The sequence below is a fragment of the Macrococcus carouselicus genome (assembly GCF_004359515.1).
Lineage (GTDB): Bacteria > Bacillota > Bacilli > Staphylococcales > Staphylococcaceae > Macrococcus > Macrococcus carouselicus.
This window is the reverse complement of record NZ_SCWD01000001.1, coordinates 1,010,192-1,027,044: the sequence shown is the minus strand read 5'-3', so window position 1 is coordinate 1,027,044 and position 16,853 is coordinate 1,010,192. Positions and strand designations below refer to the sequence as shown.

Sequence of the window (16,853 nt, the reverse complement as noted above, 5' to 3'; positions counted from 1 at the left end):
TACTGAACGAAGAGGTGAGGGGATGAAAACACATTTGAAGCGATGGTTCATAGATGGGATGAGCTATCTGGCACTCGGATTATTCAGTTCGTTAATTATCGGTCTTATCATCGAAACAATCGGTACACAGTTAAAACCTTATTTTGACACATCTTTACTGATAACAATCGGTCAGATGGCGAAGACTTATGCGGGGGCTGCAGTCGGTGTCAGTGTCGCATACGGGCTCGGTGCATCACCGCTTGTCATCTTCTCAAGTGCAGTAACGGGTATGTACGGTTACGAGCTCGGGGGTGCTGCGGGTACCTATATAGTGGCGCTTGTCACAACAGAAATCGGACGTCTATATAGCGGCCGGACGAAGATTGACATCCTGCTGACACCGCTGCTGACACTGATTATCGGAGCAGTGATCGCTAAACTGATCGGCCCGTTTATCGCGAAGCTGATGACAGGGCTCGGAGATTTCATTACATTCTCCACAGACCAGCAGCCGCTCTTGATGGGCATTTTAGTGTCACTTATATTCGGCATGACACTGTCCAGTCCGATTTCGAGTGCGGCGCTTGCACTGATGCTCGGTATCGAAGGAACGGCCGCCGCTGCTGCGACAATCGGCTGCTGCTGTCATATGATCGGTTTTGCCGTGACGAGTTACGGAGATAACGGAATCCAGGGTATCATCGCTAATGGTATCGGCACGAGCAAGATTCAGATTCCGAATTATCTGCGTAATCCATTCATACTGGTGCCGTCGGTTATTGCGAGTATCATAACCGCGCCCATCATGACGATGTTCTGGCCGATGAAGAATGTGGCTGCCGGTGCCGGGATGGGCACAAGCGGTTTTGTCGGCCAGATTATGACGCTCAGAACGATGGGTGGTTCCGTAGAGACATGGCTTCAGATATTAGTGTTTCATTTTATGCTGCCAGCTGTAATCAGTTATATTGTATATAGGCTGATGAAGAATGCGCATATCATCAAGCCGGGAGACCAGCAGATCATGACGGGGGAGAGAATATGAAAATCATAACAAGTATAGAGAATTTCAAGGAAATGATTGACGCACCGACAATCGCAATGTTTACAGCGGGCTGGTGTCCGGATTGTCATTACATCAAGCCGGCACTGCCTGAAATTGAAGCGGCACATCCTGATTATCAGTTCGTGTCTGTTGACCGCGATGAACTGATGGATCTTGCAGTTGAATATGACGTGATGGGCATTCCGAGCTTTTTGGCTTTCAAGGAGGGCAAAGAGATCGGCCGCTTTGTCTCTAAGGACCGCAAGACAGAAGAAGAGATCAATGACTTTATAGCCGCACTTTAATCATAGACCACGATGGCTACCGTTCATCGTGGTTTTATTGTACAATGAAGAGTACATGAACTTAGGAGTGTATAGAGATGAACGTCTTTGAAATACGTGACGCGATAAAAGAAAAGCTGGATCAGTCTCAGGTGAATGTCCACTTCGACAGAAAAGAAGAGACACTCAGAGTGGAACGCATCGACAATCAGAAAGGACTGTCGATTAAACTCGCACCTTTAGTTGCCAAATATAAGGCGCAAGGCGATCAAATCATTGATGAAGTTCTGTATTATATTGATGAAACCATCAAAGCGATGAAAGATGAGAGTGACAGAGCAGTGGAAGATATCAAGATCATGCCTGTCATCCGGTCGACAAGTTTCCCGAAAGAATCAGGCGGCAAATCATTCATCATCACTGAACATACCGCAGAGACCAACATATATTACGCGCTTGACCTTGGTACAACATACCGGTTAATAGACGAGGCTCTGCTTGAAGATATGAAGCTGTCACAGGCGCATATCAGAGAACAGGCGCTGTTCAACGTGCGCAAGCTTGATAATCCTTACAAAACGGATACAGTGGCCGGTAACGTGTTCTATTTCTTCAACTCAAATGACGGCTACGATGCGAGTCGTGTGCTGAACGAAAGTCTGCTTGCTCAGTTTGATGCTGACAAAGAAGGAGAGCTGCTCGTTGCAACTCCGCATGCCGATGTGCTGATCATCGCTGATATCCGCAATGAGACCGGGTATGACGTTATGGCACAGATGATGATGCAGTTCTTCAGCAACGGCCTGGTACCTGTGACCTCACTGTCATTCCAGTATGATGACGGCAAACTGACACCCGTCTTTATTCTGGGTAAGAATAATGCAAAACGCGATACTGAAGCCATCAAAAGAATTGAAGCAAACCGTAAGAAATTCGAACAAGATAAAAAGGAGTAGACAAAATGAATATTTTTTATAACAAGAAAATCGGTGATGTACTTCTTATCACTCTCAACCAGGCAGATGAACCTTTTACTTATGAGAAATCAGGTGATGTCGTTACAATCAGGAAGGACGATGAGATTGTCGGCTATAATGTCTTCAACGTCACTGAACTGAATATTGCGACTGACGGTCAGGTGGAACTTGACGATGCGCGCATGAAAGAAATCAATGCTTTCCTTGCAACAAAAGGACTTGAACCCCTTGAGGTGGATCTGTCGCCTAAGTTTGTAGTCGGTCATGTTGACACGATGGAGAAACACCCGGACGCCGATAAACTGAATGTCTGTCAGGTTGATGTAGGAGATGAAGTGCTGCAGATTGTCTGCGGTGCTAAAAACGTTGCTGCCGGACAGAATGTAGTAGTCGCTAAAGTCGGTGCTGTTATGCCGGGTGGCATGATCATTAAGGATGCAGAACTCCGCGGCGTACCGTCAAGCGGGATGATCTGTTCAGAACGCGAACTCGGTCTGACTGACTCTGAGGAGAAAAAAGGGATACTCGTTCTGGACGAATCGATGACACCAGGTGCAGATTTCTTTAAACAAGTATAGAGGTGTGATTGAAAATGAGCTGGTTCGATAAAATATTTGGAAAGGACAGTAAACCGACAGAACAACAGCCAGATGTCTCAGAACTGACCGAAAGTCAGCATATCGATATATACAGACGGCCTCGGGGAAAATTCCGTTTTCCGATCGATCTTGGAGATGACAGACAGACAGCTCCTAAAGAAAGCAAAATATACAATGAGCCTGAGTCGCACATTGAAGATCATCGACTCAGCCAGCAGTTTGTGAACGATGAATATTTTGCAAGACGACGAGCACGAAAAGGACGGGTGGAGTCTGAGAAGGCAGTGAAGAGAGAACCTGAACGTCCCTATAAGGAGAACCTGCCGCCAGGAATTCCGGAGAAAAGGAGTCATTTCACTGCAAGTGAAGTGCCGTCAGCGATATTCGGCAGCCGCAGAAATCTGCAGCCAAGTGATGCCAAAGTTGTCATCACACCACTGACAGGTAAGAAGTCTGAGCAGAAGAAACCGGAAGTTCCGACACACCGTCAGCAAGATAATGTAGTCAACGTTGAGAATATCTATGCCTCACAGATAGTGGCAGAGATACGCAAAGAACGCGAAAAAAAACTGTATGCTAAAAAAGCATTCGAAGAAGCAAGACGTCAGCAGAAGGAACAGGAAAACCTGGTTAAAAAACTGACATCTGAAACTGGACCGGCAGAACTTGAAGTGGAGACGATCGGGCATCGTGAAGAAAGTTATATGCCGCTCGAAGTAGAAGAGATTGTCAATGAAACATCAACCGAGCCGTATGAAACAATTGAAAAAGTAACGGTTGCTACAGAAGAGGCCACTGTACAGCAGGAAGAACTGGGCGGATCGATAGAGACTGAACCAGAATCAGAACCGGAGCAGTTAGTCGTTGAAAAAGTGGTGTTCACAGCTGGCACAGCAGAAGAGAGTGCTGAAGCTGAACAGGTTGAATCTGTGGCTGAAGTAACTGAGCCTGAACAAAAGAAAATAGAACCTGCCGAAGTAATAGAAGCAGAACCGGAATGGGTTATTGACACAGTCGAAGCGAAGCCTGTCGTTGAAGACGTTCAGCAAATACAGCAGAATGAAGTAACAGAACAGCCCGTTCCTCAGGAAAAGAGAAAAACATCACCCTTCAATGTACTCATGACACCGTCTGACAAGAAGCGGCTGATGAACCGTGCTGAATCCTCCGCATCAGTTCACACTGAGCCGGTTCAGTCAGCAGAAACACCCGAATCTGAAAAAGTGAAACGTAAAGGACCGAAGTATCTGCTGCCGCCTGTCAGCCTTCTGTCACCCGAAGAAAAATCTCATGAAGATGTGGACTGGGTGGCAGAACAGAGACAGCAGCTGGATGATGCATTCTATCATTTCAATGTACCCGCTAAAGTGGAGGAGGTTGTGATCGGTCCGTCCGTCACGCGTTATGAACTCTCTGTAGAAAAAGGGGTTAAAGTAAGCCGTATCACTAACCTGCAGGATGATATCAAGATGGCGCTTGCCGCAAAGGAAATTCGTATTGAAGCACCTATCCCGGGTACATCACGCGTCGGGGTGGAAGTCCCGAATGTCAACACCCGTAAAGTGAACCTAAGTGAGGTCATCTTCAGCAAGCGTTTCAAGTTCGCTGAATCCAAACTGATGGTGGCGCTGGGTGCTAAGATCAACAATGAACCGATGCTGATGGATATTGCGAAGATGCCGCATGCTCTGATTGCCGGTGCGACCGGCTCCGGTAAGTCGGTGAGCATCAATGCAATATTGCTATCGCTGCTCTACCGCAACAATCCGAGTGAACTTAAGTTGCTGCTGATTGATCCGAAGATGGTTGAGCTTGCACCCTATAATGATCTGCCTCATCTGATAGCCCCTGTTATTACAGACGTGAAGGCGGCGACTGAGAGTCTGAAATGGGTGGTTGAGGAGATGGAACGTCGTTACAAAGTGTTCTCAGATCTACATGTCCGCAATATTACAGCATATAATCAGAAATCTCCTTATGATAAGCGCCTGCCGAAAATCGTCATCGTCATTGATGAACTTGCGGATCTGATGATGATGGCACCGCAGGACGTCGAACATTCGATCGCCCGTATCGCACAGAAAGCCCGCGCTGCAGGTATTCATATGATTCTTGCGACGCAGCGTCCGTCTGTCAATGTCATTACAGGTCTGATCAAGGCGAATGTACCGACCCGTATCGCCTTCATGGTATCTTCATCAATCGATTCAAGAACGATTCTCGATAATGGAGGTGCCGAAAAGCTGCTCGGTAACGGCGATATGCTTTATCAGGGTAACGGTATGAATAAACCGATCCGTATTCAGGGCTGCTACGTTTCCGATGAAGAAATCGATGATGTCGTTGCCTCTATCAAGGACCAGACAGAACCGGACTATCTCTTCCAGGAGAAAGAATTACTTGATAAAGTGAATGAAGTGCCGCAAGATGAACTGTTCGATGAAGTGTTACAGTTCATGCTGGAAGAAGGACATATCTCAACTTCTCAACTGCAAAGGCGATTCCAGATCGGTTACAACCGTGCGGCTCGAATCATCGACAGTTTGGAAACGATGGGATATATTAGTGGAGCGAATGGTTCTAAGCCAAGAACGGTATTAGTAAATGAAAATCAATTATAGGAGTGGAATTATGACTTTATATCATTTTATCGGCATTAAAGGTTCGGGGATGAGTGCGCTGGCTCATATTCTTTTTGATATGGACAACGATGTGCAGGGATCCGATATCGCCAAACATTTTTTTACCGAAGATGCCTTAAGAGATAAGGGAATCAACATTCTGCCGTTTGACGCAGCGAACATCAAAGAAGGGATGACCGTGATCGCCGGCAATGCATTCGGCGATGAACATCCTGAGATTGTACGCGCTAAAGAAGCAGGCGTTGAATATTACCGCTATCATGACTTCCTCGGAGAGTTTATGAGCCAGTATACGTCAATCGCTGTAACAGGTGCACATGGTAAGACTTCAACGACAGGCCTGCTGTCACACGTGATGAACGGCGATAAGAAGACTTCTTATCTGATCGGTGACGGCACAGGCATGGGGCAGCTTGAGAGCGAATATTTTGCTTTTGAAGCCTGCGAATACAGAAGACACTTCCTCAGCTATACGCCGGACTATGCCATCATCACTAATATTGACTTCGACCATCCAGATTACTTCAAAAGTTTAGACGACGTATTTGATGCCTTTCAGGAAATGGCTGTTAAAGTGAAGAAAGCCATTATTGCATGCGGAGATGATAGAATCCTGCATGATCTCAAGGTGGATATTCCGGTCTATTATTATGGATTAAATGCAGATAATAGAGTCAGAGCAGAGCATATCAGGCATTCAGCTGACGGGACTTCTTTTGATGTGCTGATTGACAATGAATTTTATGGAACCTTCAGAACACCGATGTTCGGTGATCATCAGGTGCTTAATGCGCTTGCAGTCATCACGATCTGTCACCTGGAAAAACTGGATATGGATAATATCAGAGAGGCTCTGGAGCTTTTCGGAGGTGTCAAACGTCGCTTCAGTGAGAAGAAAGCAGGCGATCAGATTCTGATTGACGACTATGCGCACCATCCTGCTGAAATCAAAGCGACGATAGAGTCAGCGAACAAGAAATATCCTGATAAAAAAGTGGTCGCTATCTTCCAGCCTCATACGTTTTCAAGAACGGAGAAGTTCCTGCAGGCGTTCGCGGATAGTCTGAAAGAAGCGGACCAGGTTTATCTATGTGAAATCTTTGGTTCAGCACGTGAAAAAAGCGGTAATCTGACGATTCAGGATCTGGCCGAGCTGATTCCGAATGCTGCAGTGATCTCAGAGGACAACATGCAAGAACTTAAAGCTCATCAGAACGCCGTACTTCTTTTTATGGGCGCAGGGGATATTCAAAAGTTTCAGCAGGCCTATGAAAATTTGTTATAATGATAATTAGCATGTTTTAAGCCCTTTAACAGGGGTATTATTAAAGAGTAAATTAAGGATAATCACACTTAGGAGGGACTTACTATGGAATGGATTTTACCCATTGCCGGTATTATCGCTGCAATCGCATTTTTGATTCTGTGTATCGGTATCGTTATCGTTTTACTTTCAGTTAAGAAAAACTTAGACCACGTTGCAAAAACGCTGGACGGTGTTGAAGGTCAGATTCAAGGTATCACACGTGAATCAACTGACTTATTACACAAAACAAACAGACTGGCTGAGGATGTTCAGGATAAATCAGCACGTTTAAATACAGTAGTTGATGCTGTACAAGGCATCGGCGGAACTGTTAACAATTTAAACAGCTCAGTAGACCGTGTTACAACATCTATCACACACAACATCGCAAACAACAAAGATCAGATCGCACAGGTTGTTCAGTGGTCAAACGTCGCTATGGAAGTAGCGGACAAATGGAAAATGAGAAAAGAACGCCGCAATGCGTATGACTTCTCAAACCAGGTGGTAACAGACAACACAAACCGTGAAGTCTTCAGCAAAGATACTGCGCACTATGAAAACGTAGATGAAGACAGAATTAATGCAGGCTTAAACAAATAATAAGTTTAAACAACTCAATAATGGGAATATACTAGCTAAATAAGTATATTCCTATTTTTTATACCTTAAGGAGGAGAATTAACATGGTCAACACTTACAACAGAGAACTTAAAAATGGTAAAAACAATGAAACGGTAACGGTATACAAGTCAAACGGCGGTCAAGTTCAAAATGACGGTAGAAATTATCAAGGCGTAAAAAACTTACAAGATAACGTCAGCTACAAAGACAGAAATAACAATACTTATAACCGAGATTTACATACACATTCAGTTAAGGAATATGAAGTACAATGCAAAAATACAATAGCCCGTGACTTCACATTTGGCTTAACTGCAGGGATCGCGCTTGGTACATTAGCCGGTTTACTTCTTGCTCCGAAACCTGGACGCGATCTTAAGAATGATATCAACAGAAAAGTCGTTACTTTAAAAGAGGGTGCAGCAAATTCTACAGATAATCATTCAGACGAGCCTTCAAAAACTGATGAAATCAAAAACAAAGTCACTGAAAAAGTGAGCGGAGTTAAAGATAAAGCAATAGAAATCAAAGATCAGGTTGTTCAGAAAGCGGGAGAAGTTCAGGAGAAAATTGCAGAAAAAGCGCCGGCAGTAAAAGATCAGATCGCCCAGAAAGCGGGCGTTGTGCAGGAACAGGTTGTACAGACAGCAGCAGTCGTGCAGGAAAAAGTAGCAGAGAAAGCACCTGAAGTCAAAGAACAGCTTGCACAGAAAGCGGGCGAAGTTCAGAACAAAGTAGCAGAGAAAGCACCTGAAGTCAAAGAACAGCTTGCACAGAAAGCGGGCGAAGTTCAGAACAAAGTAGCAGAGAAAGCACCTGAAGTCAAAGAACAGCTTGCACAGAAAGCAGGCGAAGTTAAAGATCAGGCTGCTCAAAAAGCCGAAGAAGTTAAAGAAAAAGCCGAAGAGAAAAAAGAAGAAAATAAAAGTCAGACGACTCAACCGCATGCTACAGTCAAAGTTGTAGAAGTGGATGACAGAGCTAAAAATAATACAGATGTCAAAACTGATACTCAGTTAAAGGATAATTCAGCAGATGAAGAGGCATTAGCCGCTCAACGTCGTGCCATCAAAGAAGAAGTAAACGATGATTCGTTAACAGAACCATTAGCAGTCGTTGATAAAAATACAGACAGCACTATCGAGAACTATAAAAAGAATAACGACAATGTAAGCGGTAACGTTAATAAAAATAACAAAAATCAGAGTAATAAAAAGAATAATAATAACAGACAGGGTAAGAACAAATAGTAAGAGATTACTTAAATCCTGTGATAGAATAGTAGGGTGATTCCAGCCCTGCTATTTTTTTAATTTATAAATTAAGAGGTGTACTACTGATGTCTGAACTAGCTAACTTAAGAAATAGAATTGAGGAAATCAATTTTGCCATATTGGAACTGCTTTCTGAACGAGGCCATATCGCTAAAAAAATTGGCCAGGAGAAAGTGAAATCCGGCACTGATATATATGATCCGATGCGCGAAAAAGAAATGCTGAATCAACTGCTTGAGAGTAATAATGGGCCTTATGATGATAACGTGATTAAACAGTTGTTCAAGGAAATCTTTAAAGCATCGACAGAGCTGCAGCAGGCTCAAAATGAGAAGCATCTGCTTGTCTCAAGAAAACTGAAACCTGAAGATACAATTGTATCCTTTGGTAATGGCGCTCAGATTGGGACTACGGAGAAGATTTTCGTCTTCGGTCCTTGCTCTGTTGAATCTTATGACCAGGTAGAGGCTATAGCAAAAGAGCTGGCTGCTAAAGGTCAGAAGTTTATGCGGGGGGGCGCTTTTAAACCTCGTACTTCTCCCTATGATTTCCAGGGACTAGGTGAGGAAGGTCTTAAAATCCTCAAAGAGATGAATAAAAAATATGGTTTGAATATCGTATCTGAAATTGTGCATCCCGATCATTTTGAGATGGCAGACCAGTATGTAGATGTCTTCCAGATTGGTGCACGTAATATGCAGAACTTTGAGCTGCTGAAAGAAGCAGGAAAATCCAACAAGCCTATACTGCTCAAACGCGGTCTATCTGCTACTATAGAGGAATTTATTTATGCTGCTGAATATATTCACTCAAATGGTAATAGTCAGATCATACTCTGTGAACGTGGTATAAGAACTTACGAAAAAGCAACGCGCAATACACTGGATATCTCTGCAGTCCCTATTCTGAAGCAGGGTACACATCTGCCTGTGCTGGTCGATGTCACTCACTCAACAGGACGTAAAGATATCATGCTGCCTGTTGCTAAAGCTGCTCTTGCTGTAGGTGCGGATGGAGTGATGGCTGAAGTTCATCCTGATCCTGCTGTAGCACTCAGTGATGCTGGTCAGCAGATGGACCTTGTCGAATTCGATGCCTTTTTTCATGAAATTGACAAAGCACGTCAGTTATATTTATAATATAACATTGTCAAAAAGCGTGATATAATGGAGAAGAAAACGATTACAGGAGGTCATCATGACAATTACTATCTATGATGTCGCGCGTGAAGCCAAAGTGTCTATGGCCACAGTGTCAAGGGTTGTTAATGGCAACCCTAATGTAAAGTCTGCTACGAGAGACAGAGTCAATGAAGTGATTCAGCGTCTCAATTACCGACCTAATGCAGTAGCAAGAGGACTTGCCAGTAAAAAAACGACGACAGTCGGTGTTATTATTCCGGACATTTCCAATATTTATTACTCAGAGCTTGCCCGTGGACTTGAGGATGTCGCAAAGATGTATAAATATCAGACGATTATCTCAAACTCTGACAACGATCCGGTTAAAGAGCACGAAATCTTTAATAATCTGCTCAGTAAACAGGTCGATGGGATCATTTTTCTCGGTGGCACATTATCAGGTGAAACTTTGAAGCTGATTGAATCAGCACCTGTCCCTGTTGTAGTTTCAGGAACAAATGATGTGAATGAGACATTGCCTGCAGTGAATATCGACTATTATAAAGCGAGTTCTGAGATTACAGAACGTCTTGTCAAGCAAGGTCTCAGAAGGTTTGCGTTTGTCGGCGGCGGCTACTCTGCGAAAGCACTTAAAGATGTACAGGCAGGTATGAAAGCGGTACTTAAAGCGAACGACCTTACTCTCAGTGACCATGCTATCTATATCGGTGATGAACAATACCGGGACGGCGAAAAAGCATTCAGTCATCTGAAGGAACAGAAGCCTGAAGCAATTCTCTGCATCAGTGATGAGCAGGCGATCGGTATTGTACATGCCGCACAGGATGCCGGGTTACAGGTACCAGAGGACCTGCAGATCATCAGCTTCAATAACACGCGTCTTGTACAGATGGTTCGTCCGAAGCTCTCCAGTGTCATGCAGCCGCTGTATGATATCGGAGCAGTCGGTATGCGTCTATTGACCAAATATATGAATGATGAAAATATTGAAGAAAAGAACGTGGTACTGCCTTATAAAATCGATTATAGAGGGACGACAAGATAAAGAATCAACTTGAGTTGATTCTTTATTTTTTGGGTCAAATAGGTCGACATTGTAACCGCTTTATCTTATGATTAAAGAGGCGGTAAAATCAATTAAGGGAGAGACATATTATAATGGCTGAATATTTATCAGATTTAGAAATTGCAAATCGCTCTGAGATTCGTCCGATTCAGGAAATCGCTGAAGCAGCGGGTATTCCAACAGAAGCAGTAGAACCTTATGGTTTTTACAAAGCAAAAATCAATACACAGTTAATCGACAGACCTGTTAATGGTAAAGTGGTATTGGTTACTGCGATGAGTCCGACACCAGCTGGTGAAGGTAAATCTACTGTGACGGTCGGCTTAAGTGATGCATTCAAAAAAATCGGTGAAAACGTTATGGTCGCTCTTCGTGAACCATCTCTTGGACCTGTATTTGGTATGAAAGGTGGCGCAACAGGTGGTGGCTACGCTCAAGTATTACCGATGGAGGAGATCAACTTACACTTCAATGGTGACTTACACGCCATCACGACTGCAAACAATGCATTAGCTGCATTTATCGATAACCATATCTATCAAGGCAACCAGTTGAATATCGACCCTCGTCGTATTTCATGGAAACGTGTACTTGATATGAACGACCGAACTTTACGGCAAGTCGTAGTGGGACTTGGTGGACCTTTCAAAGGCGTACCTCGTGAAGATGGTTTTGATATTACAGTAGCAAGTGAAATCATGGCTGTGTTCTGCTTATCACGTGACGTTCACGAGTTAAAAGAGAACATTGCTAAGATCACAATCGGTTTCACTTATGACCGCAAACCGGTTATGGTCGGTGATTTAGGTGTTCAAGGTGCATTAGCACTGATTCTGAAAGATGCTATCAAACCTAACTTAGTACAGACAATCGAAGGGACACCTGCTTTAATCCATGGTGGTCCATTCGCTAACATCGCGCATGGCTGTAACTCAATCATCGCAACAAACACAGCTCGTCAGCTGGCAGATATAGTGGTCACTGAATCAGGCTTCGGTTCTGACTTAGGTGCAGAGAAATTTATGGATATCAAAGCACGTCGTGCAGGACTTGAGCCAAGTGCTATCGTAGTCGTGGCGACAATCCGTGCGATGAAAATGCATGGTGGCGTAGCGAAGGATGAACTGAAAGCTGAAAACGTTGAAGCTGTTAAAAAAGGGATCGTGAACTTAGAGAAACACTTAGAGAACTTAAAACAATTTGGTGTAGAGCCGGTTGTTGCGTTAAACGCATTCGTGACTGATACTGAAGAAGAAGTGAATTTCGTCAAAGAATGGTGTGCAGACCGCAACATCAAAATCGCGCTGACAGAAGTATGGGAAAAAGGCGGAGAAGGCGGCGTAGAGCTTGCTAATCTCGTTAAAGAAGTGATGGAAACAGAACAGAACTTCAAACCTTTATACGAACTTGAGTTACCGGTCGAAGAGAAAATCCGTAAAATTGTACAGGATATCTACGGCGGTGATGATGTTGTATTCGCTGACAGCGCGAAAAAACAACTTAAAACGATCAAAGACAACGGTTGGGATAACTATCCGGTATGTATGGCTAAAACTCAGTATTCATTCACTGATGACCCTAAAAAATTAGGCCGTCCAGCTGGTTTCGAAATCACAATCCGTGAATTAATCCCTAAAACAGGTGCAGGCTTTATTGTTGCCTTGACAGGTGATATCATGACAATGCCTGGTTTACCGAAACAGCCAGCAGCTCTGAACATGGACATCGATGAAAACGGTAATGCTGTAGGCTTATTCTAAACAATCAAAAAGGTGCATCCAGCTGGATGCATCTTTTTTTTCGATGAAAGAGCCCTTGCCATTTAAATGGCAAGGGCTCTTTATTTTATTGAGCGAAAGGCTGCTGAGCTGCTTCTAACGCTTCTTTCTCAGCTTTCAGCTGTTCTTTCGTCTTTTTATTCTGTTCTCTCAGTTTAGCGTACTCATCCGCGATTGTTTCTTTAGGATTAATCTTGGAACGCGTCTTATCATCGAGTTTGATTCCAAGGCGACCCAGCACTTTCGGATCATCCAGCGTCTTATTGGAGAGGTCAGTGTTTTTCCAGACAAGACTGTCTTTAGTCGGTTCACCTTTACTGCATGAATCACTTGGGCTGTTCGTGATCTGGCAGATCTTCGTTTTCTGGACACTGGCCGGCTGGCTGAATGTCTGATTGACACCCATCTGCTCCGGATCGATAGCTGTGATACTGTTATTGATATCACGCCATAGTTTCAGCTGGTAATGATTCTCTTCGTCGAATGGAATCAGTTTATCATAGCCCATCCAGATACCAAGTGTGACTTTAGGGTTGTAAGCCACAAAGAGACTGTCAGTACCGTTTTCAGCAGTACCTGTTTTACCGGCCCAGTCCTGATTAAACTGGAATGTGCCTTTCAGTTCATAGGCACTACCCGTATCGAGGACGCCGCGAAGCATGTCAGTCATAATATAAGATGTTGCTTCGCTGAATACAGGTTCTGCAGCGGCTTTGTGTTTGTAGATGACTTTCCCTTTGTTATTTTTGATGCTTTCAATCATATAGCTTTCCTGATACTTCCCTTTATTGGCGAAAGTAGAGAAGCCGTTGACATTATCCTCGAGAGTCATATCTGTCGCACCGAGTGGAAGTGACAGGTTAGGCTGCTGACTTTCCGGAATATTGATATGCATCTTCTCAAGGAACTCCCAAGGTCTTCTGTCCTGGATATCTGAGTAAAGCCGGAGCGTACTCAGGTTGAATGAGTTCATGAGCGCGATACGAGTCGTCACATTGCCGAACTCTGCACGGGCGTAGTTCTCTGGTGAATATTCTCCGACCTTGAAACGTCTGTCGAGGAGCATCGTTTCAGGTGTTGTTATGCCGTATTCAATGGCAGGTGCATATGCAACCAGTGGTTTCATGGTTGAACCGGGTGAACGTCTGGTCTGAGTCACGTGGTTGTTCTGAGATTCCTCGTAATCACGGCCCCCTACAAACGCAATGATTTTGCCGGATTGATTTTCCTTCAGGACAACACCGACTTCCTGCTGCAGATTGACAGTCTTGCCATCCACTTCAGCAGGTCGGGCGTATGAGTAGTAATTGTCATTTGACTTAATTTCATTCATCTTATCGTATATCGGTTTATTGATAGTGGTCTGAATGGAATAACCGTTATTTCTGATTTCTTCATCTGCCATCGCGTTATACTTTTCATTCAGAATCGGTGTTTCATCTAGTTGCTGCTTAGAAAGCTTATCTTTCTTCGCTAATTCATACTTTAGAATATCAATAGCACGCTTTTCAATTTCCTTAGTGAGGAAAGGATATTCTTTAGCAGGCACATTGACGCTATCTGCAAAAGATTTTTTCAGATCGAACTTCAGGGCTTCCTGATATTCTTTATCTGTGATCTTCTTTTCATCTTTCATGCGCTGAAGTACATATTTCTGACGTTCAAAACCATATTGCAGTGCCTTGTCATCTTTGACCTGCCCCGTAATCAGAAATGGGGTGTATGTATAAGGATTCTGCGGCATACCGGCTAGATAAGCACTCTGCGCGATATTAAGGTCTTTCGCTTTTACACCGAAGACCCCTTCAGCTGCTGCTTCAATCCCGGCGATATTCTGGCCGTTTGTATTACGACCGAAGCTGACAACATTCAGGTAAGCTTCGAGAATCTGCTGCTTCGTCAGTGTTTTTTCAACTCGGAACGAAAGAAGCATTTCCTTTGCTTTACGTTCAAATGAAGTTTCGTTTGATAGGAGCTGATTTTTGACAAGCTGCTGAGTCAGTGTACTACCACCTGAACTTGAGGCGCTGCCCAGAAATTCCTGCGCACTGGCTCTCAGAAAGGCTTTCGGTACAATACCGTTATGCTGATAGAAGTTTTCATCTTCTGTTGACACCAGTGCGTCTACGACATGCGGTGACACCTGATTGAATTTGACGACCGTCCGCTGTGTATCGGCATTTAAGCTTCCCAGTGATTCGCCCGTCGCAAAATAGACAGTTGAACTCTGGTTCATGGAGTAGAGGATACTTTTCAGCTCTTTTTCAGACGGAACAGGTTCATCTTTGACGAGAGCTGCGAAGTAGCCGACGCCGAAGCCACCGAGTAATGTAAAGAGGAGTAAGCCTGAAATGAGCGTAATAATTGCGAGATTCGCCAGTACTTTGTAAAGAGAATGAAAAATGACATACGGTGTCCACTGCACGGACTTCAGACGTGTTAAATAGTTGTTTGACTGTTTCTTCCGGCGAGAAGAATTTGAATGGGATTTAGACATTTTTGACCTCCTGAATTATATTCAGTATAGCATAGTAACGACTTGACTTAGAAGCATTCATTCATTAAACTAGTAACATAATTACATAATACAGATTGAAGGACAAGTAATAAATATGAATTTCTAGAAGAGAGCCAGTGGTGCTGTGAACTGGTGAAATGATATTTATGAATACACCTTAAGAATGATCTGGCGGTTCCGGTGTCCTTTTCACCGGTTAAGTGATGAGTAATCATAAGTATGGTGGTACCGTGTATACAAGCACCCTTACATTCTGTAGGGGTGCTTTTTTTATTTTAATAAGGAGGGTTTAGAATGACAAACGAATTATTGAATGATTTAAAATGGCGTGGACTGATCTACCAGGAGACGCATCCAGAGGAGATTGAAGCGCTGCTGAATAAGGAAAGTGTCAGCATCTACTGCGGCGCAGACCCGACAGCGGACAGTCTGCATATCGGTCATCTGCTGCCATTTCTGACGCTTCGACGTTTTCAGGCACATGGTCATCGTCCGGTCGTCCTGATCGGCGGTGCGACAGGTATGATCGGCGACCCGTCCGGTCGTACAGACGAGCGCGTTCTGCAGACGCCGGAGATGGTGCAGCATAATGTCGACGGCATCAAGAAGCAGATGGAACAGCTCTTTGACTTCAGTGGTGATAACGGAGCCATTCGTGTCGACAACAAGGACTGGCTCGGTCAGATCGACCTCCTGACGTTCCTGCGCGACTACGGTAAGCATGTCGGTGTCAATTACATGCTCGGTAAAGACAGCATACAGACTCGACTGGAAACAGGAATCTCATATACAGAATTTACCTACACGATTCTTCAGGCGATTGACTTCGGACACTTGAACAGAGAACATAACGTCAAGATTCAGCTCGGCGGTTCAGACCAGTGGGGCAATATCACGTCAGGACTTGACCTGATGCGTCGTATGTACGGTGAAGTGGAGGCGTTCGGTATCACAGTACCGCTTGTCACAAAGGCAGACGGCAAGAAATTCGGCAAATCAGAATCCGGTGCCATCTGGCTTGACCGTACGAAGACTTCACCTTACGAGTTCTATCAGTTCTGGATCAACACACCGGATGCCGATGCGATCAAATTCCTGAAATATTTTACATTCCTCTCCAAGGAAGAGATTGACAGTCTGGAACAGTCTCTGGAAACGGAACCTCATTTAAGAAAAGCCCAGAAGGCGCTTGCGGCTGAAGTGACGAAACTTGTCCATGACGAAGAGTCGCTTGAAGATGCGATACGTATCACTGATGCACTCTTTAAAGGGGACCTGTCAGCGTTGTCTGCTGATGAAATCAGAGAAGGCTTCAAGGATGTACCACAGAGTACAGTGACGGAAGCGACCAACCTGGTAGATTATCTGGTAGAAGCGGGTGTATCACCTAGTAAGCGTCAGTCGCGTGAAGATATCGCGAACGGCGCTATCTCCATCAACGGTCTCAAAGTGACGGATACAGCCTATGAAATTCAGGGTTCTGACAAGATTGATGATGAATTCACTATCATCAGAAGAGGGAAGAAGAGATACTTTATGGTCAACTATAAATAGTCAGAAAGACTGATTAATACCAGTCTTTTCAGGGTATAAAACTGATAGCATATGAAAAAGGA

12 protein-coding genes and 1 pseudogene are annotated in these 16,853 nt (G+C 44.2%); 12 read left to right on the top strand and 1 reads right to left on the bottom strand.

From position 1 onward, the window contains the following. The first annotated feature begins 22 nt into the window (after positions 1-22). The 11 genes and pseudogenes from ERX40_RS05160 to ERX40_RS05110 all read left to right on the top strand — a co-directional run bounded on the left by ERX40_RS05160 (position 23) and on the right by ERX40_RS05110 (position 12,701). Positions 23-1,027 carry a PTS sugar transporter subunit IIC gene (locus tag ERX40_RS05160; RefSeq protein WP_133417427.1) on the top strand — a complete coding sequence of 335 codons (1,005 nt, stop codon included), beginning with the start codon at positions 23-25 and terminating at the stop codon, positions 1,025-1,027. Beyond that, positions 1,024-1,332, top strand: coding sequence for a thioredoxin family protein (locus tag ERX40_RS05155; protein ID WP_133417426.1), 309 nt, complete (start codon positions 1,024-1,026; stop codon positions 1,330-1,332). Before ERX40_RS05160 ends, ERX40_RS05155 begins: the two co-directional genes overlap by 4 nt. A 77-nt stretch (positions 1,333-1,409) precedes the next feature. After that, the gene (locus ERX40_RS05150) at positions 1,410-2,267 is read left to right on the top strand and encodes a DUF1444 domain-containing protein (protein WP_133417425.1); all 858 of its coding nucleotides are present in this window, start codon (positions 1,410-1,412) and stop codon (positions 2,265-2,267) included. Between the two features lie 5 nt (positions 2,268-2,272). Beyond that, positions 2,273-2,866 (top strand): YtpR family tRNA-binding protein, encoded by a 594-nt coding sequence (gene ytpR, locus ERX40_RS05145; protein ID WP_133417424.1) that lies wholly within the window; start codon positions 2,273-2,275, stop codon positions 2,864-2,866. Between the two features lie 1,250 nt (positions 2,867-4,116). After that, a pseudogene (locus tag ERX40_RS05140) lies at positions 4,117-5,508 on the top strand (DNA translocase FtsK); the annotation flags it as partial. Between the two features lie 10 nt (positions 5,509-5,518). Continuing rightward, positions 5,519-6,814: a UDP-N-acetylmuramate--L-alanine ligase gene (gene murC, locus ERX40_RS05135; protein ID WP_133417422.1), complete on the top strand. Its 1,296-nt coding sequence runs from the start codon at positions 5,519-5,521 to the stop codon at positions 6,812-6,814. 84 nt (positions 6,815-6,898) lie between these two features. Continuing rightward, complete coding sequence (locus tag ERX40_RS05130) at positions 6,899-7,438, top strand: DUF948 domain-containing protein (RefSeq protein ID WP_133417421.1); 540 nt, start codon at positions 6,899-6,901, stop codon at positions 7,436-7,438. An 83-nt stretch (positions 7,439-7,521) separates the two neighbouring features. Next, a complete protein-coding gene (locus ERX40_RS05125; protein ID WP_133417420.1) occupies positions 7,522-8,709 on the top strand; it encodes a YtxH domain-containing protein in 1,188 nt (395 codons plus the stop codon). Between the two features lie 89 nt (positions 8,710-8,798). Then, positions 8,799-9,872 (top strand): bifunctional 3-deoxy-7-phosphoheptulonate synthase/chorismate mutase, encoded by a 1,074-nt coding sequence (locus ERX40_RS05120; RefSeq protein ID WP_424960718.1) that lies wholly within the window; start codon positions 8,799-8,801, stop codon positions 9,870-9,872. Positions 9,873-9,930: 58 nt separating this feature from the next. After that, the gene (gene ccpA, locus ERX40_RS05115) at positions 9,931-10,920 is read left to right on the top strand and encodes a catabolite control protein A (RefSeq protein ID WP_133417418.1); all 990 of its coding nucleotides are present in this window, start codon (positions 9,931-9,933) and stop codon (positions 10,918-10,920) included. Positions 10,921-11,033: 113 nt separating this feature from the next. Beyond that, positions 11,034-12,701: a formate--tetrahydrofolate ligase gene (locus ERX40_RS05110; protein WP_133417417.1), complete on the top strand. Its 1,668-nt coding sequence runs from the start codon at positions 11,034-11,036 to the stop codon at positions 12,699-12,701. Positions 12,702-12,786: 85 nt separating this feature from the next. On the opposite strand, the gene ERX40_RS05105 is transcribed toward ERX40_RS05110, so the two are convergent. After that, positions 12,787-15,216: a transglycosylase domain-containing protein gene (locus ERX40_RS05105; protein WP_133417416.1), complete on the bottom strand. Its 2,430-nt coding sequence runs from the start codon at positions 15,214-15,216 to the stop codon at positions 12,787-12,789. A 315-nt stretch (positions 15,217-15,531) separates the two neighbouring features. Between ERX40_RS05105 and tyrS the strand changes: the two genes are divergently transcribed. Beyond that, entirely contained in the window at positions 15,532-16,791 is a 1,260-nt protein-coding gene (gene tyrS / locus ERX40_RS05100) for a tyrosine--tRNA ligase (protein ID WP_133417415.1), read from the top strand. Positions 16,792-16,853: the final 62 nt, after the last annotated feature.

Bases quoted from the DNA above. Each gene is read 5' to 3' on its own strand.
- tyrS (WP_133417415.1), top strand. From the start codon at position 15,532: ATGACAAACGAATTATTGAATGATTTAAAATGGCGTGGACTGATCTAC.
- ccpA (WP_133417418.1), top strand. From the start codon at position 9,931: ATGACAATTACTATCTATGATGTCGCGCGTGAAGCCAAAGTGTCTATG.
- ytpR (WP_133417424.1), top strand. From the start codon at position 2,273: ATGAATATTTTTTATAACAAGAAAATCGGTGATGTACTTCTTATCACT.
- ERX40_RS05155 (WP_133417426.1), top strand. From the start codon at position 1,024: ATGAAAATCATAACAAGTATAGAGAATTTCAAGGAAATGATTGACGCA.
- ERX40_RS05160 (WP_133417427.1), top strand. From the start codon at position 23: ATGAAAACACATTTGAAGCGATGGTTCATAGATGGGATGAGCTATCTG.
- murC (WP_133417422.1), top strand. From the start codon at position 5,519: ATGACTTTATATCATTTTATCGGCATTAAAGGTTCGGGGATGAGTGCG.
- ERX40_RS05110 (WP_133417417.1), top strand. From the start codon at position 11,034: ATGGCTGAATATTTATCAGATTTAGAAATTGCAAATCGCTCTGAGATT.
- ERX40_RS05130 (WP_133417421.1), top strand. From the start codon at position 6,899: ATGGAATGGATTTTACCCATTGCCGGTATTATCGCTGCAATCGCATTT.
- ERX40_RS05125 (WP_133417420.1), top strand. From the start codon at position 7,522: ATGGTCAACACTTACAACAGAGAACTTAAAAATGGTAAAAACAATGAA.
- ERX40_RS05120 (WP_424960718.1), top strand. From the start codon at position 8,799: ATGTCTGAACTAGCTAACTTAAGAAATAGAATTGAGGAAATCAATTTT.
- ERX40_RS05150 (WP_133417425.1), top strand. From the start codon at position 1,410: ATGAACGTCTTTGAAATACGTGACGCGATAAAAGAAAAGCTGGATCAG.
- ERX40_RS05105 (WP_133417416.1), bottom strand. From the start codon at position 15,216: ATGTCTAAATCCCATTCAAATTCTTCTCGCCGGAAGAAACAGTCAAAC.